General features: G+C 71.5%; 22 protein-coding genes and 1 pseudogene. 12 read left to right on the forward strand and 11 right to left on the reverse strand.

The features are described 5' to 3' along the window. Positions 1–131: 131 nt before the first annotated feature. A complete protein-coding gene (locus tag V6U90_RS03965; RefSeq protein ID WP_334431149.1) occupies positions 132–1,739 on the reverse strand; it encodes a peptide ABC transporter substrate-binding protein in 1,608 nt (535 codons plus the stop codon). A gap of 446 nt (positions 1,740–2,185) precedes the next feature. On the opposite strand from V6U90_RS03965, the gene V6U90_RS03970 reads away from it, so the two are divergent. From V6U90_RS03970 to V6U90_RS03980, 3 genes are all read left to right on the forward strand, one after another. Continuing rightward, a complete protein-coding gene (locus tag V6U90_RS03970) occupies positions 2,186–3,046 on the forward strand; it encodes a bifunctional methylenetetrahydrofolate dehydrogenase/methenyltetrahydrofolate cyclohydrolase (protein WP_334431150.1) in 861 nt (286 codons plus the stop codon). A 194-nt stretch (positions 3,047–3,240) separates the two neighbouring features. Then, a complete protein-coding gene (gene mdh, locus V6U90_RS03975) occupies positions 3,241–4,191 on the forward strand; it encodes a malate dehydrogenase (RefSeq protein ID WP_334431151.1) in 951 nt (316 codons plus the stop codon). Positions 4,192–4,492: 301 nt separating this feature from the next. Then, positions 4,493–5,710, forward strand: a complete 1,218-nt coding sequence (locus tag V6U90_RS03980; protein ID WP_334431152.1) for an NADP-dependent isocitrate dehydrogenase — start codon at positions 4,493–4,495, stop codon at positions 5,708–5,710. 299 nt (positions 5,711–6,009) lie between these two features. On the opposite strand, the gene V6U90_RS03985 is transcribed toward V6U90_RS03980, so the two are convergent. The 3 genes from V6U90_RS03985 to V6U90_RS03995 all read right to left on the reverse strand — a co-directional run bounded on the left by V6U90_RS03985 (position 6,010) and on the right by V6U90_RS03995 (position 8,193). Further along, positions 6,010–6,555: a DUF6114 domain-containing protein gene (locus V6U90_RS03985; RefSeq protein ID WP_334431153.1), complete on the reverse strand. Its 546-nt coding sequence runs from the start codon at positions 6,553–6,555 to the stop codon at positions 6,010–6,012. A gap of 2 nt (positions 6,556–6,557) precedes the next feature. Next, a complete protein-coding gene (locus V6U90_RS03990) occupies positions 6,558–7,181 on the reverse strand; it encodes a DUF6230 family protein (protein WP_334431154.1) in 624 nt (207 codons plus the stop codon). A gap of 226 nt (positions 7,182–7,407) precedes the next feature. Further along, positions 7,408–8,193 (reverse strand): TetR/AcrR family transcriptional regulator, encoded by a 786-nt coding sequence (locus V6U90_RS03995; RefSeq protein ID WP_334431155.1) that lies wholly within the window; start codon positions 8,191–8,193, stop codon positions 7,408–7,410. 95 nt (positions 8,194–8,288) lie between these two features. Between V6U90_RS03995 and V6U90_RS04000 the strand changes: the two genes are divergently transcribed. Together V6U90_RS04000 and V6U90_RS04005 are read left to right on the forward strand one after the other, a co-directional pair. Beyond that, a complete protein-coding gene (locus tag V6U90_RS04000) occupies positions 8,289–8,414 on the forward strand; it encodes a hypothetical protein (protein ID WP_334431156.1) in 126 nt (41 codons plus the stop codon). A 337-nt stretch (positions 8,415–8,751) separates the two neighbouring features. Beyond that, positions 8,752–9,414, forward strand: coding sequence for a Tat pathway signal sequence domain protein (locus tag V6U90_RS04005; protein WP_334431157.1), 663 nt, complete (start codon positions 8,752–8,754; stop codon positions 9,412–9,414). Between the two features lie 72 nt (positions 9,415–9,486). Here the strand turns inward: V6U90_RS04005 and cysC are convergent, their stop codons facing one another. Both cysC and V6U90_RS04015 read right to left on the reverse strand, forming a co-directional pair. Next, complete coding sequence (gene cysC / locus V6U90_RS04010; protein WP_334431158.1) at positions 9,487–11,016, reverse strand: adenylyl-sulfate kinase; 1,530 nt, start codon at positions 11,014–11,016, stop codon at positions 9,487–9,489. A gap of 87 nt (positions 11,017–11,103) precedes the next feature. Then, a complete protein-coding gene (locus V6U90_RS04015; RefSeq protein WP_334431159.1) occupies positions 11,104–11,679 on the reverse strand; it encodes a DM13 domain-containing protein in 576 nt (191 codons plus the stop codon). 162 nt (positions 11,680–11,841) lie between these two features. On the opposite strand from V6U90_RS04015, the gene V6U90_RS04020 reads away from it, so the two are divergent. Genes V6U90_RS04020 through V6U90_RS04035 form a run of 4 tightly spaced genes read left to right on the forward strand, consistent with a single transcriptional unit; the run spans position 11,842 to position 15,253 of the window. Further along, on the forward strand, positions 11,842–12,756 hold the full coding sequence (locus V6U90_RS04020) for an ABC transporter ATP-binding protein (RefSeq protein ID WP_334431160.1): 915 nt from the start codon (positions 11,842–11,844) through the stop codon (positions 12,754–12,756). Further along, positions 12,749–13,630: an ABC transporter permease gene (locus V6U90_RS04025; protein WP_334431161.1), complete on the forward strand. Its 882-nt coding sequence runs from the start codon at positions 12,749–12,751 to the stop codon at positions 13,628–13,630. The genes V6U90_RS04020 and V6U90_RS04025 overlap by 8 nt, the downstream gene beginning before the upstream one ends. Then, entirely contained in the window at positions 13,627–14,538 is a 912-nt protein-coding gene (locus V6U90_RS04030; RefSeq protein WP_334431162.1) for an ABC transporter ATP-binding protein, read from the forward strand. Before V6U90_RS04025 ends, V6U90_RS04030 begins: the two co-directional genes overlap by 4 nt. Positions 14,539–14,542: 4 nt before the next feature. Then, entirely contained in the window at positions 14,543–15,253 is a 711-nt protein-coding gene (locus tag V6U90_RS04035; RefSeq protein WP_334431163.1) for an ABC transporter permease subunit, read from the forward strand. Positions 15,254–15,351: 98 nt separating this feature from the next. Here V6U90_RS04035 and V6U90_RS04040 read toward each other — a convergent pair whose 3' ends face one another. From V6U90_RS04040 to V6U90_RS04060, 5 genes are all read right to left on the reverse strand, one after another. Next, positions 15,352–16,932: a trypsin-like serine protease gene (locus V6U90_RS04040; protein WP_334431164.1), complete on the reverse strand. Its 1,581-nt coding sequence runs from the start codon at positions 16,930–16,932 to the stop codon at positions 15,352–15,354. Between the two features lie 51 nt (positions 16,933–16,983). Further along, positions 16,984–18,930, reverse strand: a complete 1,947-nt coding sequence (locus V6U90_RS04045) for an ABC transporter ATP-binding protein (RefSeq protein ID WP_442933521.1) — start codon at positions 18,928–18,930, stop codon at positions 16,984–16,986. Positions 18,931–18,965: 35 nt separating this feature from the next. After that, positions 18,966–20,723 (reverse strand): ABC transporter ATP-binding protein, encoded by a 1,758-nt coding sequence (locus tag V6U90_RS04050; RefSeq protein WP_334431191.1) that lies wholly within the window; start codon positions 20,721–20,723, stop codon positions 18,966–18,968. A gap of 211 nt (positions 20,724–20,934) precedes the next feature. Continuing rightward, complete coding sequence (locus tag V6U90_RS04055) at positions 20,935–21,498, reverse strand: methylated-DNA--[protein]-cysteine S-methyltransferase (RefSeq protein ID WP_334431192.1); 564 nt, start codon at positions 21,496–21,498, stop codon at positions 20,935–20,937. 23 nt (positions 21,499–21,521) lie between these two features. After that, complete coding sequence (locus V6U90_RS04060) at positions 21,522–23,039, reverse strand: DNA-3-methyladenine glycosylase 2 family protein (protein ID WP_334431166.1); 1,518 nt, start codon at positions 23,037–23,039, stop codon at positions 21,522–21,524. Positions 23,040–23,231: 192 nt separating this feature from the next. On the opposite strand from V6U90_RS04060, the gene V6U90_RS04065 reads away from it, so the two are divergent. From V6U90_RS04065 to V6U90_RS04075, 3 genes and pseudogenes are all read left to right on the forward strand, one after another. Beyond that, positions 23,232–23,624 (forward strand): hypothetical protein, encoded by a 393-nt coding sequence (locus V6U90_RS04065; protein WP_334431167.1) that lies wholly within the window; start codon positions 23,232–23,234, stop codon positions 23,622–23,624. Next, positions 23,624–24,019: pseudogene (locus V6U90_RS04070) on the forward strand (hypothetical protein); the annotation flags it as partial. The gene V6U90_RS04065 and the pseudogene V6U90_RS04070, both read left to right, overlap by 1 nt. An 831-nt stretch (positions 24,020–24,850) precedes the next feature. Continuing rightward, positions 24,851–25,969, forward strand: a complete 1,119-nt coding sequence (locus V6U90_RS04075; RefSeq protein WP_334431193.1) for a DUF4132 domain-containing protein — start codon at positions 24,851–24,853, stop codon at positions 25,967–25,969. The last annotated feature ends 46 nt before the right edge of the window (positions 25,970–26,015 follow it).

The raw sequence follows: 26,015 nt of genomic DNA on the forward strand, positions 1-26,015 counted from the left end.
TCTCTCCGAAAGTGCAAGGAAGGGCCCCTTCTTATCGTTTTCGGTATAGGAAGGGGCCCTTCTTAACAGGGCCGAGCGGACCGGCCAGCCGGTCCGGTCAACGCCGGCTGACCGGGAAGGTCAGCGTGGACCTACTCGACGGTCTCGATCTTGAGCAGGTCGACCCGGTCGAAGAGATCCATCTCCACGTTCTTGACCTTGGTCGAGTGGCCGAAGTTGTTCTGGCCGTACCGCAGCGGGATCACCGGCAGGTCCTTGGCGAGGAGATCCTCCGCCTGCTGGTACTTCTTGATCGCCTCTTCCTCGTTCGGGGCGCTCGCGCCCTCGGCGAGGAGCTTGTCGAACTCGGGGTTGGCGTAGCCGTAGTAGTTCGACGAGCCGTTGCTGCTGTACAGCGGGCCGAGGTAGTTCTCCATGGACGGGTAGTCCATGACCCAGCCCATCCGGAACAGCCCGACCGACTCCTTCGCCTTCAGCTTGGTCAGCAGGTCGGCGAACTTCGGCTCGGCGTTACCGACGCACTCCACGCCCAGGTTGGCCGTGAGCTGGTTGCAGGTGGCGTCGATCCAGTCCTTGTGCCCGCCGTCGCCGTTGTACGACAGCTGGATCTTCGCGGGACCACCGGCGGCGGTGTACATCGCCCTGGCCTTGGCCGGGTCGAACTCGCCCGCCGCGCCGATGGTGTTCTCCCGGTACCCGGCGACCACCGGCGAGACGAACGAACGTGCCGGCTGCTGCGAGTCCTTGAAGATCGACTTGGTGATTTCGTCCCGGTCGATCGCCATCGAGATGGCCTTACGCACGTCCGGGTTGCTGAACTCCTTCTGGAAGGTGGGGAACGCCAGCACCTGGAGCGAGGAGGCCGAGCTCTGCTGGAACCGGTCACCCAGGTCCGTCGACGCGGTGGAGAGGTTCTCGGTCGGGATCGTCTTGATCACGTCCAGGTTGTCCGAGAGCACGTCCGCGTACGCGGCGGTCAGCTGCTGGTAGATCCGGAACTCGACCCCGGCCACCTTCGGCTTCGTACCCGGGAAGGCGTCGTACTGCTCGACCTCGACCTTGGCGTCGTGCTGCCAGGTGCCCTTCATCCGGAACGGGCCCTGACCGATCGGCGCCTGCTCGTAGCCATCGGCGAGGACGCCCGGGGCGGAGAACGCGGCCTTCGGCATCGGGTAGAAGGTGGTGTAGCCGAGCATCGTCTTGAACTCGCTGTACGGCTCGGTGAGGGTGACCGTGAAGGTCAGGTCGTCGACCTTCTGCAGACCGCTGAGTGTCTTCGCCTTCGGGGTGCCGCTCTCCGCCTGGAGGTCGGCGTAGCCGGCGATCTTCTCGAAGAAATAGCTGCTGTTCTGGCCGTTCGGGCCGTACGCGCCGTAGTTCCACGCGTCGAGGTAGTTGTCGGCGGTGACCGCCTCACCGTTGTGGAACGTGTAGCCCGGCTTGAGCTTGATGGTCCAGGTGGTGTTGTCGCTCGACGTCACCGACTCGGCCGCGACCTCGTACGGCTTGTTCTCGGCGTCGTAGTCGACCAGCGGGCTGAACAGCGCGGCCAGGACCTGCGAGCCGCTGGTCTCGTTGGTGTTGGTGGGCACCAGGTGCTGGGGCTCGGCGATCTCGATCCGGACCGCCGCGTCGGGGTTGCTCTCGCCGGCGCCGCCGCCGCTACCACCGCAGGCCGCCAGGCCCAGGGTGACCGCGAGCGGGAGGGCGGCCCAGGCAGCGAGCCTACGAACCTGCATTATGCCTCCTCGTATCCTCACGCTGCGCTGTCGATCCCGACGCTGGGTTACGCTGCGCAACAATCGGCAACGGTAGGTCGCAGGCCGGGGTGTCGACCACCTGCGGGTTGCAGGTTGGCAACGGATCCGGCTCGGTGGGTTTGTCGCCACGGGCGGAAGGTGATAAAGCGGATCCCTGAATTGGCTGGTCCTGGCAGGTATTCGGCGGCTGCTCCCGAGCCCTGCTCGGCGTCCACGCGTGTTTTCGGCCTTGTGGCGCACTTTCGCCCTCGCTGTCGCCGACGGTCCTCCGGCGGTCGGCGAGCCTGGAGTGGTTCGTGCGTGTGATCACGTTGAGTGAACAACAGCACGTTACGCAGAGTCACTCGGCCGTCGGTTCGGGAGAAGTCGGCCGGTGGCGGCCGGGTACTCCGTGCCCGGACCGGCCGGCATGAGACGATCTGGAGGTGACGGCGACGGTACTGGACGGCAAGGCGACCGCGGCGGAGATCAAGGACGAGCTGCGGGTACGGGTCAAGGCGCTCGCCGAGCGGGGCATCGTCCCCGGCCTCGGCACGGTCCTGGTCGGTGAGGACCCCGGCTCTCAGGCGTACGTCAACGGCAAGCACCGTGACTGCGCCGAGGTGGGCATCGCCTCGATCCGGCGTGAGCTGCCGGCGGACGCCACCCAGCAGCAGGTCGACGAGGTGATCGCCGAGCTGAACGCCGACCCGGCCTGCCACGGCTACATCGTCCAGTTGCCGCTCCCGGCGCACCTCGACACCCAGCGGGTGCTGGAGTCCATCGACCCGGACAAGGACGCCGACGGCCTGCACCCGATCAACCTCGGCCGGCTCGTGCTCGGGTACGAGGGCGCGCTGCCCTGCACCCCCCGGGGCATCGTCGAGTTGCTGCGCCGGCACGATGTCGCCCTGCAGGGCGCCCGGGTCGCGGTGGTGGGCCGGGGCAACACGGTCGGACGGCCCCTCGGGCTGCTGCTCACCCGGCGCAGCGAGAACGCGACCGTGACCCTCTGCCACACCGGCACCCTCGACCTCGCCTCGCACACCCGTGCCGCCGACATCGTCATCGTGGCCGCTGGCGTACCGGGCCTGCTCACCACCGACATGGTCAACCCGGGTGCGGTGGTGGTGGACGTCGGCATCACCCGGGTGATCGGCGCCGACGGCAAGGGTCGCTACACCGGTGACGTGGCCGCCGACGTCGTCGAGGTGGCCGGGGCGGTCGTGCCGATGCCGGGTGGCGTCGGGCCGATGACCCGGGCCATGCTCCTGGCCAACGTGGTCGAGCGCGCCGAGCGCGGCTGACGGCCGTCGCAGCGGCAGCACTGGTCCGCATCCACGACGACGTCCGCATCCACGACGACGCCGATTGCGACCCGCCCGGAACCCTTCGTCCCGGCCGGGTGATCTGCCCAACCCTCGGCGCCCCTGGCCTGTCCGGTGCCACCATGGCTGATACGGTCCGGAAAACCCGACTGGCATCAGGGAGTGGGACGACCATGGGTAAAAAGGTCACTGTCGTCGGAGCCGGCTTCTACGGCTCCACCACCGCGCAGCGCCTGGCCGAGTACGACGTCTTCGAGACCGTCGTGATCACGGACATCGTGGAGGGCAAGCCCGAAGGTCTCGCGCTGGACCTCAACCAGTCCCGCCCGATCGAGGGCTTCGAGACCAAGGTCATCGGCGCCACCACCGGCCCGAACGGCGAGGGTTACGAGGCCATCGAGGGCTCCGACGTCGTGGTGATCACCGCCGGTCTGCCGCGCAAGCCGGGCATGAGCCGGATGGACCTGCTGGAGACGAACGCCAAGATCGTCCGTCAGGTATCCGAGAACGTCGCCAAGTACGCCCCGAACGCCGTGGTCATCGTGGTGTCCAACCCGCTCGACGAGATGACCGCGCTGGCGCAGCTCGCCACCCAGTTCCCGAAGAACCGGGTGCTCGGCCAGGCCGGCATGCTGGACACCGCCCGGTTCACCAACTTCGTCGCCGAGACGCTCGCCGTACCGGTCGCCTCGGTACGCACGCTCACCCTCGGCTCGCACGGCGACACCATGGTCCCGGTCCCGTCGCAGAGCACCGTCAACGGCAAGCCGCTGCGTGACGTGCTGCCGGCGGACAAGATCGAGGAGCTGGTGGTCCGGACCCGCAACGGTGGTGCCGAGGTTGTCGCGCTGCTGAAGACCGGTTCGGCGTACTACGCCCCGTCGGCTGCCGCCGCCCGGATGGCCAAGGCGGTCGCCACCGACTCCGGCGAGGTCATGCCGGTCTGCGCCTGGGTGGACGGCGAGTACGGCATCTCCGGCGTCTACCTGGGCGTCGAGGCGGAGATCGGCGCCGGGGGTGTCAAGCGGGTCGTCGAGACCGGACTGGACGCGGACGAGCTGGCCAGCCTGAAGGAGGCGGCCGAGGCGGTCCGCGCCAAGCAGGGTGACGTCGCCAACCTCTGACCGCTGATCCACCCCCGGGCCACCGCCCGGGACGCTCCCGGGCCGGGGCACACCGTCGTCACGATGGTGTGCCCCGGCCCGCGTCATGGCGTGGCTGCGGCGTGCGGTTTCCGCCGATCAGGGCCCCTTCGGGACGGTACGTCCGCAGCGGTGACCGGGCCGCTGGTTGGCGCTGCCGGGGCGGCGCGGAGGTGGCAATGTGGGCAACCGGACGGTACGGAGGCGGTCAGTGTAGGGCCCTCCGGCGGCTTCCAGTACGCTCGTACTGCTTGAGCATGTCCCCTGAGAGGAGCGCCGGCCGATGGCGAAGATCAAGGTAACCAACCCGGTCGTAGAGCTCGACGGCGACGAGATGACCCGGATCATCTGGAAGCAGATCCGAGAGCAGCTGATCCTGCCCTACCTCGACGTCGACCTGCACTACTACGATCTGTCGATCCAGTACCGCGACGAGACTGACGACCAGGTCACCGTCGATGCCGCCAACGCCATCAAGCAGCACGGTGTGGGCGTCAAGTGCGCGACCATCACCCCGGACGAGGCCCGGGTCGAGGAGTTCGGCCTGAAGAAGATGTGGCGGTCGCCGAACGGCACCATCCGTAACATCCTCGGCGGTGTCGTCTTCCGTGAGCCGATCATCATGTCCAACGTGCCGCGGCTGGTGCCGGGCTGGACGAAGCCGATCATCATCGGCCGGCACGCCCACGGCGACCAGTACAAGGCCACCGACTTCGTCGTGCCGGGTCCGGGTACGGTCACCATCACCTACACCCCGACCGACGGTGGCGCCCCGATCGAGATGGAGGTCGCCAACTTCCCCGGCGGCGGCGTCGCGATGGGCATGTACAACTTCGACGAGTCGATCCGCGACTTCGCCCGCGCCTCGATGCGGTACGGCCTCGACCGGGGCTACCCGGTCTACCTGTCGACCAAGAACACGATCCTCAAGGCGTACGACGGTCGGTTCAAGGACATCTTCGCCGAGGTGTTCGAGAACGAGTTCAAGGCCGAGTTCGAGGCCGCCGGCATCAGCTACGAGCACCGGCTGATCGACGACATGGTCGCCGCCGCGCTGAAGTGGGAGGGCGGGTTCGTCTGGGCCTGCAAGAACTACGACGGTGACGTGCAGTCGGACACCGTGGCGCAGGGCTTCGGCTCGCTGGGCCTGATGACCTCGGTGCTGATGACCCCGGACGGCCGTACCGTCGAGGCGGAGGCCGCGCACGGCACGGTCACCCGGCACTACCGGCAGTGGCAGAAGGGCGAGAAGACCTCGACCAACCCGATCGCCTCGATCTTCGCCTGGACCCGTGGCCTGGCCCACCGGGGCAAGCTGGACAACACCCCGGCGGTCACCGAGTTCGCCAACACGCTGGAGCGGGTCTGCATCGACACCGTCGAGGGCGGTCAGATGACCAAGGACCTCGCCCTGCTGATCTCCCGCGACGCGCCGTGGCTGACCACCGACGAGTTCATGAACGCGCTGGACGAGAACCTGGCGCGTACGCTCGCCGCCTGATTCCGCCGTACCCCGGACAGGGCCCGCCGGTCGTCCGGCGGGCCCTGTCCGCGTGGTGGCCCGTTGCCCGGTGCCGCCGATCTCGTTGAACAGGATGGACGTGATGCCAGTCGCGTCCCGCGAGGAGGAGGCCGGGCGGCCCGTGACCGGGTGTCTGCCGGCGGACCTTCCACGGCTGTCGTCGCACAGCCGGCCGTCCCTTCCCTGCGGGGGGCCTGTCCCGGGCCCCCCGCACCCTCACCCTCTGCCGCCGCCCCTGGTCTTCTGGGCCGCCCCTGGTCTTCTGGGCCGCCCCTGGTCTACTGGGCCGGGCCGGTTGCCGGATCCGGTGCGGGATCCGCGGTCGTCGCCGGCTCCGCACTGCTCTCCGGCAACTCCTCCGGGTCGACCTGGTCGGGCTGCGGGGCCGGTCCGGGCCGGTGTGCCGTCCAGGCGAAGGCCAGTGCCCCACCGGTCAGACCGAGCAGCAGGCCGATCAGGAAGCCGCCCAGGTTCGAGGTCAACCAGGACGCCAGCGACAGCACGATGGACAGGATCGAGTAGAACACCCGCTGGCTGGGGTTGAACAGCAGCAGCAGACCACAGAGCAGCAGCAGGACCGGGACCAGGTACGCGGCCAGCCCCTGGAGGCCGACGTGCAGGATCACCGGCAGGGGAGCGCGAACCGACACCAGGATCTCGATGGCGCCGAGGCTGACGAGCAGGCCGCCCCAGAACGGCCTGCTGCGTCGCCATGAGCGCCAACGGTGTACCCGTCGTGCCGGGTGCGCTGCCGGTGACCCGTCCGTGGCCGTCCCCACCGGCGCCGACGCCTCCGGTGGACCGTCGTCGTGCTCCCCGGTCACGGTCAGCAGCCCTCCGAGGCGAACTGCATCCGCAGGTGGGGGAGGCTGAAGGTGGCGGCGGTGGTGGCGTAGTTGTGCTGGCGCAGGTTGACGATGGTGACCTTGTCGGCCTGCTGCCCGAAGACCCCGAGGTTGCCCCGTACCCCCGGCACCGTGTCCAGGGTGCTGGCGTCCTGACCGATGTTGATTTTCTCGAAGGAGGCGTCACCGGAGATGACGTCCGAGTCGACCACCAGGGTGCGCGCGGACACCGGCCGGCCCTCGTCCCCGGCGGTCAGTTTGAGGACGATGCCGCCCATCTCGATGCTCTGGCACAGGTTCGTCAGCTTGGCCTGATCGATGGCCGACACGATCAGCACCAGCTGGCCGCCGGTGTCGCCCTCGTTCGGGCTGCCCGGCGCCATGTGGTCGAGGGTGGCGAACTGGGCGAACCCGGTGCCGTCGAGCCGGTCGGCGGTGACGGTGAACGGTATGCCCGACAGGGAGAACTGGGCGGCGAGCACGCCCTGCGCGGTGAGGGCGATCATCGCCGCGCCCACCGCGCCCGCACCGAGGAAGGTCGCTGCGAAGCGCCGCCACCGTACCTTGCCGTGCGGGGCTCCGGTCGAGGTGTATTCCGAGGACATCTGCCGCTCCCTTGGCCGTCTGTGGTGCACTGTTCGGCTGGAAAAGCCGCCGTCCGGCGCCGAGGAATTGATCCGGAACGGGTGAGGTGCGCTGCCTTCCTCTGATCGACGGGGCGGCAAACCGGAAGTTACCCCTGAGTAGGAATGGGGTCAAGATTTGCTCGGAAGTTGATCGCTGTCGTTTGAGCATTAAGCGGAAAGAGTCAAAAACCTCGGCGATTTCTGATCACATACCGGATTGCTCGGGGTCGTCGACGGGTGGATCGACGGCGTTGGCCGGTGCGCACGGGGGTCGGACCGGCTCGTCGGCCGGGTGCTCTCCGGCGACCCGGGCCGCCTCCTGTGGCCCGAGGAACGGGGCGACCATGAAGTAGGCCAGGGTCGGCAGCAGGTCCGGTAGTTCGGCGACCCGTCCGGCGGCCACGTACCGGTAGACCATGCTGTTGATCCCGCCGACGACCGCGCCGGTCAGGCCGGTCGGGCCGACCGGGCCGGGGCCGGGTGGTGCGTCGCGGAAGAACTGGTCGAACCGGCGCAGCAGCAGGTCCCGCTCGTACCGTGCGGCCGGCCCCACCGCGTCGATCTCGACGATCGCCATCATCGCGAACGCCGGCACGCTGGCCAGCACGTCGAGCAGTACCCGCAGTGCGGCGCGGCAGCCGGCCGGCCAGTCCCCGGCGTCGGAGTAGGCCTGTTCCATCAGCTTCAGCAGCACGTCCGTGCCGTGCCGGTAGGTGGCGAGGAACGCGTCGTCCTTGCCGGCGAAGAGGGCGTAGAAGGCCGGCCGGGTCACCCCGGCGGCCTGGCAGATGTCACTCACGCGGGCGTTCGCGTACCCCTTGGTGGCCACCGTGTGCACCAGGGCGTCGAAGAGCCGGTCCCGCTGGGTGGCCCGTACCACCTCGGCCGGCAGTTGACGTGGGCCGCGCTTGATCGCCCGGGCCGGATCCCGTCCGGTACGGGCACCGGGTAGCGGCGTCAGGGCCGTTCGACGCGCCGGAGAGGCCACCATCTCATTGATCTCCTTGATTTGTGTGCTTGACCGGCGTACCTCGGGAGGTTTATAACTTCCACAGGTTTCCCTCAATACTCTACGTAGCGTCCGAGGTGGGAGACAATTCCCGGCTCGACCGCGAGGAGGGCTCAATGGTCCTCGGAACGGCTGGCGGCCTGATCGTCGCCGAGCAGATCATCGGGCAGGTGTCGCGGCTCAGCCGCAGTGCTCCAGCCTGACCCTCTACGCAATTCCCTGTCGCGCCCGCCGGTGTGCCCGTTACTGCCCGGAGCGGTGCTGACTTTCCATTCCGCGACCCCACCGGTTTGCCGCCCGACCGGTACGGCGTGCCCGCACGCCCTGTCCCGGTCCGTCTCCACGAGGAGTTGCTGCGTGCGTTCCCCGTCCATCGAAACCGCTGTCCGACCCCCGTGGTATCCGGCGCCCACCGGCCCACCGGGCGGCTGCCGTGATCCACCGGACAGCCACGCCCCGACCCCGTGCCGTCCCGACCCCGTGCCGTCCAGACCCCGTCCCGGCTCCACGAACACCACCACCGAGGAGAGTGACACCCACATGCGCAGACTGGTCCGTCTCGCGATCGCGGCGTCCGCAGCGCTGCTGACCACCCTGGCCGTCGGAACCCCCGCCCTGGCCGCCGGCAACGTCCTGACCTACGGCAGCAACGGTGGCAACGCCGTCGCCGTCGGCGACACCCTCACCTCCGGCCTGAAGACCGGTACCACCGCCAACCTCTACTCGACGGCCACCGGCACCACCGGTGTGAAGTGCTCGGTCTCCACCTTCACCGCCCGGGTCACCGGCAACCCGCTCGCCCCCGGCACCGCCACCGAGACCGTCACCGGGCACACCTTCAGTAGCTGCTCCAGCAACGTCGTCGGGACCAGCGGCGCGACCGTGACGGTCAACAACCTGCCCTTCGCCAGCACCGTCACCAGCGGGGACGTGGTGACCGTCACCGGGACCGCGACCGCACCGATCCAGACCACGATCGTGCTCAGCAGCATCTTCGGCCCGATCACCTGCGTCTACCGGGCCAGCAACAACACCATGACCGGCACCGCGTCCGACCTGGACAACTCGATCAAGTTCGTCAGCCAGCAGTTCGTCAAGTACTCCGGCGCGAACACCTGCTTCGCCAACGGCTTCTTCAGCGCGACGTACGCGCCGGTGCGGGACACCACCCAGACCGGTAGCCCGCTCGTCTTCGTCAACTGATCCACCGACCGTGGTCCCGTCGGTCGCCGGCGCACCTGCCCGGCGCCCGGCGGGACCCGGCCGACCGGCGGATCAGGCGGGCTGCAGGCGCGGCTCGACCCAGCCCGTCTCGGTCAGGTGGTGCATCACCGCCTGCACCGCCTCGTCCACCTCCATGCCACTGGTGTCCAGCACCAGGTCCGCGTCGACCGGCTCCTCGTACGGGTCGTCGATGCCGGTCATGCCGGTGAGCTGACCGGCCCTGGCCCGCGCGTAGAGCCCCTTGCGGTCCCGCTGCTCGCACACCTCCAACGGGGTGGCCACGTGCACCAGCAGGAACCCCGCACCGGCACCGATGGCCATCGCGCGGGCGGTCGCCCGGGCCTCCGCGTACGGGGCGATCGGGCAGCAGATCGCCACCCCCCGGTGCCGGGCGATCTCGGCGGCGACCCAGCCGATCCGCCGGACGTTCAGGTCCCGGTCAGCCTTGCTGAAGGTCAGGCCGGCGGAGAGCTCGCGGCGCACCACGTCCCCGTCGAGCAGGGTCACCGTCCGGTCCCCGTTCTCTCGCAGCGTGTCGGCCACGTTGCGGGCGATGGTCGACTTGCCGGAGCCCGACAGACCGGTGAAGAAGAGCACCAGCCCCCAGTGCCGGCGCGGCGGGCGGGCCCGGGCCAGCTCCTTGGCCACCGCCGGTGGGGTGTGCCACTCGGGCAGCGGGAAACCCCGGTCGAGCAGATCGTCGATCTCCTCCCGGCGCAGCGCCAGCCGCCGGTTGCGGGGCGGGATGTCGTCCCGCCAGCGCCACTGCCCGTCCCGGTTGTCGTAGGCCAGCTCCCGGGGGACGAGCACCCGCAGGCCGGCGCCGGAGAGCGCGTCCCCGGTGGAGAGCAGGTGGGTCACCCCGTAGTTGGCCGCCACCCGGGCGCGCAGCAGGGCGTCGCTGATCTCGTCCCCGTGGGTCGAGATCGGCACCGCGACCAGGGTCGCCGGGGGCATCCGGTCCCGGGCGGCGAAGATGCTGCGGACCAGCACCTCCGACGGCAGGTCGGTCTGCCCGCCCTCGCCCACCGGGATCAGGACCAGCAGGTGGGCACCGAGCGTCCGGACGGCATGCGCGATCTGGGCGAGCTGCGGCCGGTGCAACGGCCGGTCCGCGATCACCCCGAGCACCCGGGTCGGTGGGAGCAGGTCGCGGACCTCCTCCGGGGTACGCCGCAACCGCTGGAACAGGCCGTGCCCGCCGTCGCCGAGCCGGCGTACCGTGCCACCCACCCCGGCCGTGCCGTCCCGGGCCGGCCAGACGTCGTTGACGTCCAGCGCGGCGATCGGTGCACCCTCGCCGTCGGCCAGCACCAGCACCCGGCGCAGCGGGTTGTCCAGCTCCAGGCCGGCAGCCAGGGCCGCCGGAACGTGCAGGGTCACCGGTACCGGCCAGGGCGTGCCGTCGGCGGTCCGCCCCCGGCGGGCCAGCGAGGTGAGGTCCGCCCGGGTCATGAACCCGCTCAGCGGTGCGTACGCCCCGGTGAGCAGCAGTTCCAGATCGGCCAGCTCAAATGGGCGTGGCGTGTACGCCGGAGCGTCACGCAGCACCTCTTCGGGTAGCACCCACCCGTTGCTCATCGCACCCCCAACTCGCCGGCCGGCACACAGTTTCTCAGCCGCGCGCCGATCGGTCGAGAGCGCCACTCCACCGCTGGACGCTTCGGTTCACCGGGTGGGACCGGCCAACGGCGCGGCGCCGAACGAGACCGAGAACCGCTTGCACCAGATCGAGACGCTGCGATAACTGGCCGGATCCACCCCGGCCGGGAGCGGATACACCTGGTCACCGCGGTTTCCCTTGAGCCGGCCCAATTCGACCCGGCGGCCGTCGTCGAAGACCCGGCAGCCGGCCGTACCCGGCCGGACCGGCTGGTCGGTCAACCAGATCCGGAGGTCCGGTCCGTTGGAGGTGGACAACCCGACGATTTCCAACCGGTACGACCCGTCGGGCTGCCGGACGATCCGCGCCTGCCCGGTGGTCTCGTGCTCGTGCGAGATGAACTCACCCGCGCTGACCAGCGTCGCCGCCGTCGGGGACGGGTCCGTCCGGTCGGCCGAGGGGACGGCGGTCGGCCCCGTGCCCGGCGCCGTCGCGGTGGGCAGATCGGACAGCGCCTCGTCGACGGTGTCGTCGGTGACCAGCTTCCACGGTTGGAACCAGTAGAGGCCGAACACCGTTCCGGCACCGATCACGGCGACCGCGATCCAGGTCAGCGGCGTACGCAGCAGGCGGGCGAGCATGGGTCGAGTCTGCCGGTCCGGGCCGGGACGGATGACCCGAAAGGGCTTACGGAACGCTTACCGGATCAGGGGGCACCGGAGAACCCGTAGGGGGCGGGCGGCCGGCAGGATCCGGGGCGCGCCGGATCCCGCAGCACCTGACCAGTCCCTAGTCTTGGTCACGTGACTCTGATCGCGACACAATCGCTCACCAAGACGTACGGCGGGCGGGTGACCGCGCTGGCGGACCTGACCGTCAGTGTGGCGCCGGGCATCGTCGGACTGGTCGGTGCGAACGGTGCGGGCAAGTCCACCTTCATCAAGATCATGCTCGGTCTGATCGCGCCGACCAGCGGCACGGTGCGCGTGCTCGGCCTCGATCCGACCACCGATCCGGCCGCCGTACGGGCCCGGGTCGGCTACATGCCGGAGCACGACGCCCTACCGCCCGACCTCTCCGCCGCCGAACTCGTCACCCACCTGGGCCGGATGAGCGGCCTGCCCGCCACCGTGGCCCGGGAACGCGCCTCCGAGGCGTTACGCCACGTCGGGCTCTACGAGGAGCGGTACCGGCAGGTGGGCGGCTACTCCACCGGTATGAAACAGCGAGTCAAGCTGGCCCAGGCCCTGGTCCACGACCCCGACCTGCTGCTGCTCGACGAGCCGACCAACGGTCTCGACCCGGCGGGCCGGGACGCCATGCTCGCGCTGATCCAGCGGATCGGCACCGAGTTCGGCATCTCCGTGCTGGTCTGCTCGCACCTGCTGGGCGAGGTGGAACGGATCTGCGACACCCTCGTCGCCATCGACGGTGGCCGCCTGCTGCGCGCCGACCACATCTCCGCGATGACGTCGGCCACCGACGTCCTCGCGGTCGAGGTCAGCGAGGGTACCGACCAGCTCGCCACCCGGCTGGCCGCACTCCACCTGCCGGTCCGCCGCGAGGGGCGCCTGCTCCTGGTCGAGCTGGCCGACGACGACACGTACGACCTGATCCTGCGCGCGGTGGCCGACCTGGAGCTGCCGCTGCACCGGCTCGACCAGCGCCGGCACCGGGTCGCCGAACTCTTCGCCCAGAGGGAGCCCAGCCATGTCTGAGCCGAGTGGGGTCATCCACGACATCGGATACCAGCGGTACACCGGGCCCAGGCTGGGTCGCCGACACGTCTTCGGCGCGCTCTACCTGCACGGACTGCGTACCGCGTTCGGGTTCGGTCGCAGCGCGAAAGCCAAGATCTTCCCCTGGCTGGTGGTGGGCATCCTGGTCGTGGTGGCCGCCGGGGTCACCGCGGTCCGCGCCCAGGCCGGCGTGATCATCATGACCTACGCCCAGTTCCCGGACATGATGAGCTGGCTGGTCATCTTCTTCGTCGCGGTGGTCGCCCCCGAACTGGTCTCCCGGGACCTGCACAGCGGGGTACTGCCGCTCTACTTCTCCCGGCCGCTGCCGCGCGGCGACTACGTACTCGCCAAGCTGGCCGCGCTGTTCACCGCGCTGTGGCTGCTGCTCGGCGCACCGCAGCTGCTGATGTTCGTCGGCGCGGCGTTCACCCAGGACGACGGGATGAGCGGGGTCGCCGAGGAACTCGGCGACGTGCTGCCCGGCATGCTCTACGCCGGGCTGTGGGCGGTGGTCTTCGGCGCGATCGGGCTGCTGATCGCCTCGCTCACCGGCAAGCGGGCGTTCGCCGCCGGTGGGATCGTCGCCGTCTTCCTGATGACCACCCCGATCGTCGGCACCCTGTCGATCATGCCGTCCCGGACGGTGAACGAACTGGCCCTGATCGCCTCCCCGCCCACCCTGGTGCAGGGCGTCGGCGTCTGGACCCTCGGCGACCTGCTGGTCCCACCCGGCCAGGGCGGTCCCCGGATCGGCGACTTCGGCCCGGTCTACGCCATCGTCCTGGTCGCCGTGGTCGCCGGCGCCATCGCCCTGCTGCTGGCCCGCTACCGGAAGGTCGCCACCTCATGACCGAGCTGCAACTAGCCGGCGTCTCCCGCTGGTACGGCAACGTGGTCGCGGTCAACGACGTCACCATGACCCTCGGTCCCGGCGTCACCGGCCTGCTCGGCCCGAACGGCGCCGGCAAGACCACCCTGCTGCACATGATGGCCGGCTTCCTCGCCCCCTCCCGGGGCGCGGTGACCCTGGACGGCGAGCCCACCTGGCGCAATCCGGCGGTCTACCGGCGGCTCGGACTGGTCAGCGAGCGGGAGGCGGTGCACACCTTCCTCACCGCGCACGAGTTCGTACTGGCCAGCGCGAAACTGCACAAGCTGCCCGACCCGGCCGCCGCCACCCGCCGGGCCATCGACCTGGTCGAGCTGGACGACGCCCAGCACCGGCGGATCGGTACCTACTCCAAGGGCATGCGCCAGCGCGCCCGGGTGGCCGCCGCGCTGGTCCACGACCCGCAGCTGCTCCTGCTCGACGAGCCGTTCAACGGGATGGACCCCCGCCAGCGGCTGCACATGATGGACCTGCTGCACTCGCTCGGCGACGCCGGTCGGACCATCCTGTTCAGCTCGCACATCCTGGAGGAGGTCGAGCAGGTCTCCGGTACGGTCCAGGTGATCGTCGCGGGCCGGCTCGCCGCGTCCGGTGACTTCCGGACCATCCGGCGGTTGATGACCAACCGGCCGCACGTCTTCGTGGTGCGATCCACCGACGATCGGGCGCTGGCCGTCCGGCTGATCGGGGAACCCTCGGTCAACGGGGTCGAACTGGACGCCACCGGCCTGACCGTACGCGCCGGCGACTACGGCGCCTTCACCCGCGCGTTGCCCCGGATAGCCCTCGACTCCGGCATCCGGGTACGCCACCTGCTCCCCGAGGACGAGTCCCTGGAGAGCGTCTTCTCCTACCTCGTGGAGGCCTGATCCCATGTCCACGGTCGCCTGGATCACCACGCGGGGCCTCTTCGGTCGGCGCCGCTTCCTCATGCTCTTCCCGTTGCCGCTGCTGCTGGTGGGCCTCGCCACGACCTCCCGGGCGCTCGGCGTCGACCCCGGCCAGTGGGGTCAACCGGTCCTGGTCGGGCTCGGCCTGGCCGTCGTACTGCCGGTGATCGCACTCATCGTGGGTACCGGGGTGCTCGGCTCCGAGATCGACGACGGCACGGTGGTGCACATCCTGACCAAACCGTTGCCCCGCTGGCAGATCGTCCTGCCGAAGCTGGCCGTGGCGGTCGGGGTGACCGCGCTGACCGCCGCCCTGCCGCTCTACGTCGCCGGGGTGCTCGCCCACTCGGTCCGGTTCGGCCTGGCGCTGGCCGCCGCCGCCACCGTCGGCGCACTGGCGTACTCGGCGATCTTCCTGGCGCTCAGCCTGGTCACCCGCCGGCCGGTGCTGCTCGGCCTGGTCTACGTGCTGATCTGGGAGGGGCTGCTGGGCAACGTCGTCAGCGGTACCGGGGTGCTGTCGATCCAGCAGTACGTCGTCGCGCTCGCCGACCGGATCGCCCCGACCGGGCTGCTGGAGACCCCGGTGTCGGTGCCGGTGGCGGCGGTGATGAGCGTGGTCGCCGCGGTCGGCTTCACCTGGCTCGCCATCAGCCGGCTCCGCTCGTTCAGCATGGCCGGCGAGACGAGCTGAGCCGGTAGCGCCGACCGGCCGGGCGGAGCCCAACCGAGCGGACATCGATCCGGTGGTGCCGGGCCGGACGGCCCGGCACCACCGGCGTCAGTGGGCCGTCAGCGGCCCCGGAAGGTCGGCTGCGGATCGGTCCGGTCGCCGGGCAGCCCGGCCAGCGCCGGGCCGGTGGTGGCCAGCCGCAGATCCAGTGACCCACCGGTACGCGCGTTCGCGCGGGCGAGCACGGTCGACACCGGCGCGTAGTGGTTGCGTTCCTCGGCGTTGGTGCAGGCCCCCTGCCCCGGGTCACCGTTGGAGAGGATGCCCAGTGCCCGGCCGTCCGCCTCCAGGAAGAGCGGCCCGCCGCTGTCGCCGGGACGGGCGCAGATGCGTACGTCGATGCCGCCGGAGGTCTTCCCGGTGATCTCCCCGCACCGGGTACCCGGCACGTAGCCGGTACCGGCTCCCGAGTCGACGTACCGCTCACCGGCGGCGGGCGTGTACGCCGAGCCGGTCGCGCAGGCCACCCAACCGATCTGGATGGAGCTGTAGGCGACCACCCCGGTCACCCGGACGTCCTTGCTCGTGGCGCAGCCGACACCCGGCCCGCACCAGTAGTTGACCAGGGCCGGCCGGTCGGTCGTGCCCGCCGGGTACGCCCAGCGGGAGACCGCTCCGCCCGGGTACGTCATGAGCGCGTAGTCGTACGGGTAGGCGTTCTCGCCGAGCCCGGCCTGGGTCGCCTCCACGGTCACCGGCACCTTCGGCCCGAGGTACTGGTGCCAGGTGGAGTCGACGTGCTGGTGCCGCCCACCCACCACGCAGTGCCCGGCGGTGAGCAGGTAGTACCGCCCGGTGGTCCGGGAGAAGACGGTGAAGCCGCTGGTGCAGCCACCGACGGTGCCGTCGTCGCGGGGGATGTCCAGCCGGATACCGCCGCGCATCGGCGCCCTGGCGCAGTAGCGCGGGTCGCACGCCTTGGGTACCGCCGTCGTCGTCGGGGTCGGCGCGCTGCGGGCTGGTACGCCGGCACCGGCCAGCGCGTCGGCCAACCGGGGATCGTCGGCGGGCACCCGGTCGCCGGTGAGTACCACGATGCCGTTCGCCTGCTGGTCGACCAGCACGTCGAGCCCGTTCTCGGCGCCCAGCGCGGCGGCCACCCGCCCGGCTGCCGAGGTGAGTTCGCGCAGCGGGTGCCGGGCCGGCACCACCCGGATGTGGGCGGCGTCCGGCAACCCGGCCACCGCGCGGCTGACCGCTGCGGGGCTGGTCGCCGCGATGGTGAGCACCCCACCGCCGGCCTGGTCCAGCCACAGCCCGGCGTAGCTGTCCGGGAACTGCCCGGCCAGCCGGTCGGCCAGCGGAGCGGACGCCTCCTGGAGGGCGAGCCGTCGGGCCGCCTCGGTGGCGGTCACGCCGTACCGGGTGCGCAGGTAGGCGACCGAGGCGGGGGCGGCGGCGGCCACGGTGGCGGCGGTGCGCCGGGGCGCGGCCGATTCACCACCGGCCGGCGCGCTGCCCCATCCGCCACTACCGGCCGGCGCGGTGCTGCTGGCCTGTCCGGCCCGCTCACCGGCGACGAATTCGCCGTCGGCCGGGCCGGACGGACCGCCCCCGGCGGCCAGGGCGACCGCCGTCGCGGTGACCAGCACCGTACCCACCACCAACCCGGCGATGGTCATCCTCCGTCGTGTGCGCATGCCGTGCCTCCCCGTTCCCCGTGACCGTCCGTCGTGCCGGCCCGGGTGCCATCAAACCAGTGAGTCGCGCCACTGCCGATGCAGGGCCGCGTACCGGCCACCGTCGGCGATCAGTTCCGCAGGTGGACCGTCCTCCACGATCCGTCCCGCCTCCAGCACCAGCACCCGGTCCGCGATCTCCACGGTGGAGAGGCGGTGCGCGATGATGAGCGCGGTCCGGTCCCGCAGGATGGTCCGCAACGCCCGCTGCACCGCCCGTTCGGTCGGTACGTCCAGCGACGAGGTCGCCTCGTCGAGGACGAGCACCGCCGGATCGGCCAGGAACGCCCGGGCGAACGCGACGAGCTGCCGCTGCCCGGCGGAGAGCCGCCCGCCGCGCCGGTGCACGTCGGTGTCGTACCCGTCGGGCAGCCCGACGATGAAGTCGTGCGCGCCGATCGCCCGGGCGGCGGCCTGTACCTGCCGGTCGTCGGCGGCCGGCCGGCCGAACCGGATGTTCTCCGCCACGGTGCCACCGAACAGGTGGGTCTCCTGGGTGACCAGCACCACCGCGCGGCGCAGGTCGGCGTCGGCGACGTCGCGCAGGTCGACCCCGTCGAGGGTGACCGTGCCGGTGAGCGGGTCGTGGAACCGGGCGACCAGCTTGGCGACGGTGGACTTGCCGGCGCCGGTCGGCCCCACCAGGGCGACGGTCTGCCCGGCCGGTACGACGAGGTCCAGGCCGGGCAGGATCAGGGCACCGGGCCGGTAGCCGAAGGCCACCGAGGCGAACCCGACCGCGCCGCGCGGCGGCCCGGCGGGCAGCGGCACCGGCCGGGCCGGTTCCGGTACGCCGACCGGCTCGTCGAGCACCCCGGCCAGTTTCTCCAGCGCGGCGGTCGCCGACTGGAGGGCGTTGTAGAACTGGCTCAGCTCCTGCATCGGTTCGAAGAACCGGCGCAGGTACAGCAGGAACGCGGCGAGCACCCCGAGTTGCGCGTCACCGCCCAGTACCCGCCAACCGCCGTAGGTGAGCACCACCGCCACGGTCACGTTGCCGATCAGCTTGATGCCCGGCGAGTACGTCGCGATCAGCCGGAAGGCGTCCCGGTTGGCCCGCCGGTAGTCGTCGTTGACCGCCATGAAGATCTGCTGGTTGCGCTGCTCCCGGCGGAACGCCTGCACCGCACGGATCCCGCCCAGCGACTCGACGAAGTGAACGATGACCAGGGCCACCGCCTCCCGGGTGCGGCGGTACGCCGAGGCCGACGCGCGGGTGAACCAGCGGGACAGCCAGAGCAGGAACGGGAACGCCAGCAGGGTCACCACGGCCAGCGGTGCGTCCAACCAGAGCAGGACGCCGGCCACCGACACGATCGACAGCCCGGCCAGTACCAGCTTGTCGATGCCACCGTCGACGAGTTCGGCGATCGAATCCAGGTCACTGGTCATCCGGGAGACCATCCGGCCCGAGGTGTACCGCTCGTGGAAGGCCACCGGCAGGCGCAGGAACTGGTCGTACACCCGCTGCCGGAGGTCGAGCAGGACGGCCTGGCCGACCCGGGCGGAGAGCACCAGGAAACCGCGCTTGGCCACGTGGTCAACGGCGGCGGCCACGGCGAACGCGGCGGCCACCATGACCAGCGGACCGGCGTCGCCGGCCCGCAACGGTCCGATGCCCCGGTCGATGCCGAGCATGACCAGGTACGGTCCGGCCATCCCGGCGGCGTTCTGGAGCAGCAGCAGCGCGACGGTGACCGCCAGCGGGCGGCGGTGCGGGCGCAGCAGCGAGCCGAGCAGCGCCCGGCTGCGGGCCCGTAACCGGGCGACCGCCTCCGGCGAGTGCTGTTCGGCGGCGGACCGGTCGGCGTCCGGGTCGGTCGCCCGGCCCCGCCACCGCGCCAGGTCGGGCCGGTCCGGGTCGGACGCCGGATCGGGTTGCCCGCAGACCCCGGATCCGGTCCGGTCCGCCGTCTGGCCCGCCGCCTGGTCCGCCGTCCGGTCCGCCGTCCCGTCCATCGCCGGGGCCGCCGGGGGCGGCCGTTCCTCGACGCTCACGACCTGACCAGGTCGACGTCGTCCGGATCGCCGGCCGACGCGGTGGGCGCGGCGGAGAGCACCGCCCGGTACGCCGGCACGGTGGCCAGCAGTTCCGAGTGGGTACCGACGGCGGCGATCCGGCCGTCGGCGAGCAACGCCACCCGGTCGGCCAGCGCGACCGTCGAGGGGCGGTGGACCACCAGCAGCGCGGTGGTGTCCCGGAGCACCCGGGCCAGCGCCGCCTCGACAAGTGCCTCGGTGTGCACGTCGAGGGCAGAGAGCGGGTCGTCGAGCACCAGCACCCCGGGGCGGCCGAGTACCGCCCGGGCCAGGGCGAGCCGTTGCCGCTGCCCGCCGGAGAGGGAGAGTCCCTGTTCACCGACCCGGGTGGCCAACCCCCATGGCAGTTCGTACGCGAAATCGGCCTGGGCGACGGCGAGCGCCGCCCGGACCTCCTCCTCGTCGGCGTCGGGCCGGCCCAGGGTCAGGTTCTCCCACACCGACATGGAGAACAGGGTCGGTTCCTCGAACGCCACGCCCACCGTCCGGCGCAGGTCGGCCAGCCGCAGGTCCCGGATGTCCCGACCGTCCAGGGTGATCCGGCCCCCGGTCACGTCGTGCAGCCGGGGCACCAGGGAGAGCAGGGTGCTCTTCCCGCAGCCGGTGGCGCCCACCACGGCCAGCGTCTCGCCCGGTTCCACGGTGAGATCGACGCCGTGCAGGACCGGCCGGCTGCCGCTGGGGTAGCCGAAGCAGACCTGTTCGAAGCGGAGCCGCCGGGCGCCTGTCGTGCGGGGCAACGGAACCGGGTCCGGCCGGTCCACCACGGCGGGCCGGGTGTCCAGTACCTCCTGGATCCGGTCGGCGGCAGTCACCGCCTCCTGGGCGTTGGCGATGATCCAGCCCAGCGACTCGACCGGCCAGATCAGCATGAGCTGGAGACTGACGAACGCGACCAGTTCGCCCACGGTGAGCCGGCCGTACGCCGTCGCCACGGCTCCGGTGACCAGCACCACCGCCAGGGTCAGGTTCGGTACCAGGTCGAAGTAGGCGGAGGTGCGGGCGAGTAGCCGGCTCTTGGCGATCGCGGTGTCGTGCAGGCGCTGGGCACCGTCGGCGAAGCGGGCGGTCATCTCCGGGCGCCGGCCGTACGCCCTGGTCGTACGCAGGCCCCGGGCGGACTCCTCGACCAGGGTCGCGACGTCGCCGAGCTGGTCCTGCATCCGGCGGGACGCGACCAGGTAGGCGCGGGAGAACCGGCGGCTGACCAGGAACAGCGGTACCGCACTGGCGGCGACGAGCAGGCCGAGTGGCCAGTGCAGCCGGATGAGCAGCACCACCACCGCGAGATAGGTGATCACGTTGAGGACGCCGAACATCAGCCCGAAGGAGAGGAACCGGCGGATCACCGAGAGGTCCGTGGTGGCCCGGGACAGCAACTGCCCGGACTGCCACCGGTCGTGGAAGCCCACGTGCAGCCGCTGGAGGTGGGCGTAGAGGTCGGACCGGATGGCGGCCTCCATGCGTACCGCCGACGACGACTGCACCCACCGTCGGATGAAGATCAGCACGGCCTCGGCGATGCCGAGCAGCAGGGCCAGGGCGCCGAGCCGGAGCAGCCCCGACGGATCCTGCTCGGCGATCGGCCCATCCACCACCCGCCGGGTGATCAGCGGTACGGCCAGCCCGGCACCGGTCGCGGTGAGCGCGGCGAGCAGCAGCCAGCCGTACTCGGCGAGGTGGGGACGGACGTAGTGCCGGAGCCGCCACAGATTCCGGGCCCGTCGCCCACGACTGCCGGACTCCGACCGCCGGTCCTGCGCCGCCGCCTGCCAGTCCGGCCGTCCCGCCTGCTGGCCCTGCGTCCCCGCCTGCCGATCCAGCCGTCCCGCCTGCTGGTCCGGCCTTCCCGGCTGCCGGCCCGCGTTGGTCCCGGCGGCGGGGTCACGTTCCGCAGGCACCCCATGACGGTATCGGCAAACGTCACTTCGGTGCAGCTCCGGCTGCCGTCAACCGCCGTTCGTGACCGAGAAGCCACTTTTTCACCGGCAGCCCGTACCGATAGCCGCCGAGGCTGCCGTCGGTGCGCAGTACCCGGTGGCAGGGAACGAAGAGAGCGACGGCGTTGCGGGCACAGGCTGCGGCGGCGGCGCGTACCGCAGCCGGGCGGCCGGCCAGCGCGGCGAACCCGGTGTAGGTCACCGGCTCACCGGCCGGCACGGTACGTAGCACCTGCCAGGAATGGGCCAGGAAGGCGCCACCGGTGTGCTGCTCGACCGGTACCTCGTCGATCGCGGTCAGGTCGCCGGCGAGGTAAGCGGTGACCGCCCGGTTCGCCGGGCCGAGTTCCGACCGGAGGCGGATCGGTGCGCGCAGTCCCGGGTGGACCAGTGGCAGCAGCGCCTCCGGATCGGCCAGGAAGCCGGCGGCCCGGACCGCCCCCTCCGGCCCGGTGACGATGCTCAACGGTCCGGCCGGAGTGCTGATCGTGGTGCCCTCGTTCACGCCGCCGTTCCCGTTCAGGCCGCCGTTCTCGTTCCCGTTCATGTCGCTGATGGTGGCGTCTCCGTTCATGCTGATCTCCATAGTCTGATCACCGCGTACGACCGCCAGGGCCGCCAGCGGATGGCGTACGCGTCGAGGTCTGCGGGGGTGGCGGGCAGGCCAAGGGCTGCCGCGCCCCGGCGTACCGCCACGTCGGTGGGGAGCAGGACGTCCGGGTCACCCAGGGCGCGCATGGCCAGGTAGCCGGCGGTCCAGGCGCCGATCCCGGGCAGTGCGGTGAGGGTGCGTACCGTCGACGCCCGGTCGGCGCCCTGATCCAGGTCGAGTCCGTCGTCGACCACCGCCCGGGCCAGCGTCCGGATGGTCTCCCGGCGGGCCGCCGGCATCCGGTACGCGTCGTTTGGCAGGGAGAGGATCTCCTCCGGCGTCGGGAACGCCCGCAACTCCCCACCCGCCCGCCCACGCTGAGGTTGATCATGAAGTTGTTGCTGCGACACGCCGTTCTCGCGGACAACAACTTCATGATCAACGAGGGGGGACGGGGGAACGGGGAGAGGGCGCAGGAGGCGGCTCACGGTGGTCCGGGCACCGGCCACCGAGACCTGTTGGCCGACGATGGCCCGGACCGCCAGCTCGAAGCCGTCGGCGGCACGTGGCAGGCGTACCCCCGGCTCGGCGGCGACCACGGCGGCGAGTGCCGGATCCGCGCCGAGCACCGCGTCCACCGCCGCCGGGTCCGCGTCCAGATCCAGCAACCGGCGGCAGCGCGCCACCGCCGGCGCGAGGTCCCGCACGTCCGCCAGCCGCAGCGTCGCGGCGACATAGCCGGGCAGCGGCGTCAGCGCCACCTCCGCCGGTCCGTGCGGCAGCCGCAACCCCCGGCGGTACGTCCCGTCGTCGACCGCCTCGATCCCGGGCAGCGCCCGGCAGGTGAGGAAGTCGAGCAGGGCCGGGGCGTGCAACGGTGGCCGGTACGCCAGCCGCAGACTGATCGTGCCCGCCCCGACCGCGCCCGGTGACCGCCCCGGCGCCGCCCGCAGGGCGGACGGGGCGACCGCGTACACCTCCCGAATGGTCTCGTTGAACTGCCGGACACTGCCGAACCCGGCCGCGAAGGCGATCTCGGCCAGCCCCAGGTCCGTCGTCTCGATCAGGGTGCGGGCGGTCTGTGCCCGTTGCGCCCGGGCCAGGGCCAACGGTCCGGCGCCCAGCTCGGCGGTGAGCATCCGGTGCAGGTGCCGCTCGGTGTACCCGAGCCGGGACGCCAGGCCGGGTACGCCGTCCCGGTCCACCACGCCGTCGGCGATCAACCGCATGGCCCGCCCGACCACGTCGGCCCGGACATCCCACTCCGGCGAACCGGGCGCGGTGTCCGGGCGGCAGCGCCGGCAGGCCCGGAACCCGGCACCCTGCGCGGCGGCGGCCGACGGGTAGAACCGCACGTTACGCCGCTTCGGGGTGACCGCCGGGCAGGACGGCCGGCAGTAGATCCCGGTCGACGTGACCCCGGTGTAGAACCAGCCGTCGAAGCGCTGGTCACGGCTGTCCACCGCCCGGTAGCACCGCTCGAAATCCAACTCCACACCACCGATCCTGCCCCGCCACCCGGCCCACCGACTCGCGGAAATCGGACCTGGCAGTAAGGAAGGGCCCCTTCTTAACGCATTCGGTAGAGGAAGGGCCCCCTATTAACAACCCGGTCGTCTGGCACCGGGCCGAAAGTGTCAGCCGGCGTCGGTACGGTCCCGGCCAGCGGAGGCAGAAGGGGTACGTCGATGGCGAGCGTGACGGTGCGGGACGAGACCGCCACCGGGCGGGAGATCGACAGTTGGGTGCTGGCGGGTCTGCCGGAGACGATCTCCGCCCGGGACCTGGTCCGGCTGCCGCTGCGGGTGCGGGAGGAGGTCGCGCAGCACAACCTCGCCGCGTCGGCGGGGGTACCGACCCGACCGGCGGCCGCCGGGGTCGCGCGCGACGCCGAACCGCCGGCCCCGCCACGTCACCTCGACTGGGTACGCCACGCCGACCGTGCCTGCGCGGCGTTCGCCCGCAACGGGTTCCCGCTCCTCGTCGGCGAGCGGCAGATCGATGACTTGGACGAGCAGATCGATCTGCGTACCGGTGCCGAAGTCTGCTTCGTCCGGCTCGTACCCCTGGCGGGTGGCTGATGTGGTCGGAGCGCGACCGTCCCGACCCGGTTGTGGTGCAGGGTTTCTACGACCGGATGCGGGTGGTCGCCCCGTCCGGTGCCGGGGCGATCGAGCGTGACGCCCGGCGGGGAGCCGGGGGCCGGCGCTTTGCGGAGACGGCCTGCGGCCGGCTGGTGGTCTCGCTCGACGATGCCGGCCTGCGGGCCCTGGGCATGTGGGTGCACCACTGGTGTCTGCGGTGCTACGAGGACGACACCCGGGTGGGGCTGCGGCTGATCGAGGAGATCGCCGGTCGCACCGGTCTGGGCTGGACGGTGGACGAGGTTCTCTGGATGTTCGGCGAGACCCACGCCACGCCCTACGTCGAGCAGGGCTTCCGCCTGCCGGTCGCGGCTGCGGCCGAGTTGGGTCCGACGGCGTTGCCCGCGTTGCGTCCGGAGATCGAGGCGATTCTCGACTGGCTGGACGCCGGCCGGTCCCCGTTCTCCAAGGCGGCGCGCTGGCGGATCGCCCGCCAGCTCTGGTCGGTGATCGACGGGTCCGCTGCGGCGGCCGATCCGTTGCCGGCCTGGCTGCTGCACGTCGGCGACCGGTTCGGGGCCGCTGCCCGGGAACGGCACGGCGACCTGTTGCGCCGCCCCGGGGTGGTCGCCGTGCTCACCCATGCCGTGACCCTGACCAGGGTCGAGCCGACGGCCCGTTGGCTCCGCACCGGGCGGGCGGCGGTCGCCGGGGCGCCCGACGCGGTACCGGCGATCCGGGGACTTTTCGACCTCTTCACCGAGCAGGAGGAGGCGCCCCTGCGCGACGACGGGTACACCGTCGTGCTGCATCCGGATGCCGAGACGCTGCTGCGGGGCCTGCTCTGGCTGATCGTCGACTCCGACCAGGAGTGGGTCACCCCGCTGCTGGCGGCGGTCACCGTACACGCGGCGACCGCGTTCACCGAGGCGCCCGGCTTTCCGCACTGCCCACGGCTGGCCAACGCGGCGGTGCTCGCGCTGAGCCGGCGAGCCGGTGCGCTACCGGTGATCACCCTCGCCCGGCTGTCCGTGTCGGTCCGTAACCGGGCACTGCTCACCCGGATCCGGGCTGCGCTGACCGGGTTGGGCGCGGCCCGGGGCTGGTCACCGGACGAGGTGCTGGAGCTGTCGGTGGCCGATCACGGGCTGGACGCCGAGGGACGGCGGGTGACCAAGATCGGCGGGTACGAGGCGGTCGTCGGAATCGAGGAGAGCCGCGCGGTGCTGCGCTTCGAGCGCGACGGCCGGCCGCTGAAGGGGGTACCGGCCGTGGTCCGGGCCGACCACCCGGGGGAGTTGGCCGACCTGCGGAGTCTGGTCCGGGACGTCGGGGCGAGCCTGACCGCCGAGCGGGGGCGGATCGAGTCGCTCCTGTCGACGGACCGGGTGTGGTCGGCGGCGGACTGGGCGACCCGCTACCTGGACCAGCCGGTGACCGGTTCCTTCGGCCGGCGGCTGATCTGGCAGACGGAGGTCACGTCGGCCGGTCAGGCCGGCGCGACATGGCCGTCCGCCGGTTCGGCTGCCGGGACGGCCGGGCCGACAGTTCGACGAGGGTCACCTCGTGGCGGGCCGCCGACGGGCTGGGTGAGTGGCGGGCCGCTGACGGGCTGGGTGAGTGGCTGGCCCCGCCGGGATCCGTCGGGTTGGGTGCTGGTGGCCCTGGACGGGACGGTACTGCCGGTCGGGCGGGTACGGCTGTGGCATCCGCTCCGGGTCCGGGCGGACGAGGTGCGGGCCTGGCGGGACCGGATCGTGGAGTGGAGTCTGCGCCAACCGGTCAGACAGGCGTTCCGGGAGGTCTACGTCGTCACCCCGGCAGAGGAGGCGACCCGCTTCCACTCCCACCGCTTTGCCGGTCACCTCCTGCGCTACCGGCAGGCGAACGCGTTGATGCGTACCCGGGGCTGGGCGGCCAACTATCTGGGGCAGTGGGACGGTGGTTTCGAAGGCGAGGCGGTACGCGAGTTCGGCGCCTGGCGGGCCCGGTTCCTCCACGCACTGGTGGAGAATCCGGAGGAGCGCGACTACGAGGCCCGGTACTGCGCCACCGAACAGGTCCGGTTCGACCGGCGGGACGGGAGCGTCTGGCAGCCGGTGCCGGTGACCGGGGTGCCGCCCCTGGTGTTCAGCGAGGCGATGCGGGACGTGGACCTGTTCGTGGGGGTCGCCTCGATCGCCGCCGACCCGCAGTGGCGGGACCGGGGTACGGACCGGTTCCGGAGCTACTGGGCGACGGCGGTCACCGGCCCGCTGACCGCCTCCGCCGAGGTCCGGCGGGAGGTGCTGAGCAGAAGAAACGCACCCACCGGGACACCTGGAGTGTGGTTCCCCTCGTAACGTGGAGGCCAGGACTTGAGGGATAGAGGCTCATGGCTGAAACGAG

Source organism: Micromonospora sp. CPCC 206060, from assembly GCF_036906895.1.
Lineage (GTDB): Bacteria > Actinomycetota > Actinomycetes > Mycobacteriales > Micromonosporaceae > Micromonospora.

Excerpts from the sequence above, each read along its gene's own strand:
- V6U90_RS04055 (WP_334431192.1), bottom strand. The coding sequence starts at position 21,498 with ATGAACGGGAACGAGAACGGCGGCCTGAACGGGAACGGCGGCGTGAAC.
- V6U90_RS04030 (WP_334431162.1), top strand. The coding sequence starts at position 13,627 with ATGACCGAGCTGCAACTAGCCGGCGTCTCCCGCTGGTACGGCAACGTG.
- V6U90_RS04015 (WP_334431159.1), bottom strand. The coding sequence starts at position 11,679 with ATGCTCGCCCGCCTGCTGCGTACGCCGCTGACCTGGATCGCGGTCGCC.
- V6U90_RS03990 (WP_334431154.1), bottom strand. The coding sequence starts at position 7,181 with ATGTCCTCGGAATACACCTCGACCGGAGCCCCGCACGGCAAGGTACGG.
- cysC (WP_334431158.1), bottom strand. The coding sequence starts at position 11,016 with ATGAGCAACGGGTGGGTGCTACCCGAAGAGGTGCTGCGTGACGCTCCG.
- V6U90_RS04045 (WP_442933521.1), bottom strand. The coding sequence starts at position 18,930 with ATGGACGGGACGGCGGACCGGACGGCGGACCAGGCGGCGGGCCAGACG.
- V6U90_RS04025 (WP_334431161.1), top strand. The coding sequence starts at position 12,749 with ATGTCTGAGCCGAGTGGGGTCATCCACGACATCGGATACCAGCGGTAC.
- V6U90_RS04040 (WP_334431164.1), bottom strand. The coding sequence starts at position 16,932 with ATGCGCACACGACGGAGGATGACCATCGCCGGGTTGGTGGTGGGTACG.
- V6U90_RS03995 (WP_334431155.1), bottom strand. The coding sequence starts at position 8,193 with ATGGTGGCCTCTCCGGCGCGTCGAACGGCCCTGACGCCGCTACCCGGT.
- V6U90_RS03980 (WP_334431152.1), top strand. The coding sequence starts at position 4,493 with ATGGCGAAGATCAAGGTAACCAACCCGGTCGTAGAGCTCGACGGCGAC.
- V6U90_RS04035 (WP_334431163.1), top strand. The coding sequence starts at position 14,543 with ATGTCCACGGTCGCCTGGATCACCACGCGGGGCCTCTTCGGTCGGCGC.
- V6U90_RS04065 (WP_334431167.1), top strand. The coding sequence starts at position 23,232 with ATGGCGAGCGTGACGGTGCGGGACGAGACCGCCACCGGGCGGGAGATC.
- mdh (WP_334431151.1), top strand. The coding sequence starts at position 3,241 with ATGGGTAAAAAGGTCACTGTCGTCGGAGCCGGCTTCTACGGCTCCACC.
- V6U90_RS04005 (WP_334431157.1), top strand. The coding sequence starts at position 8,752 with ATGCGCAGACTGGTCCGTCTCGCGATCGCGGCGTCCGCAGCGCTGCTG.
- V6U90_RS03965 (WP_334431149.1), bottom strand. The coding sequence starts at position 1,739 with ATGCAGGTTCGTAGGCTCGCTGCCTGGGCCGCCCTCCCGCTCGCGGTC.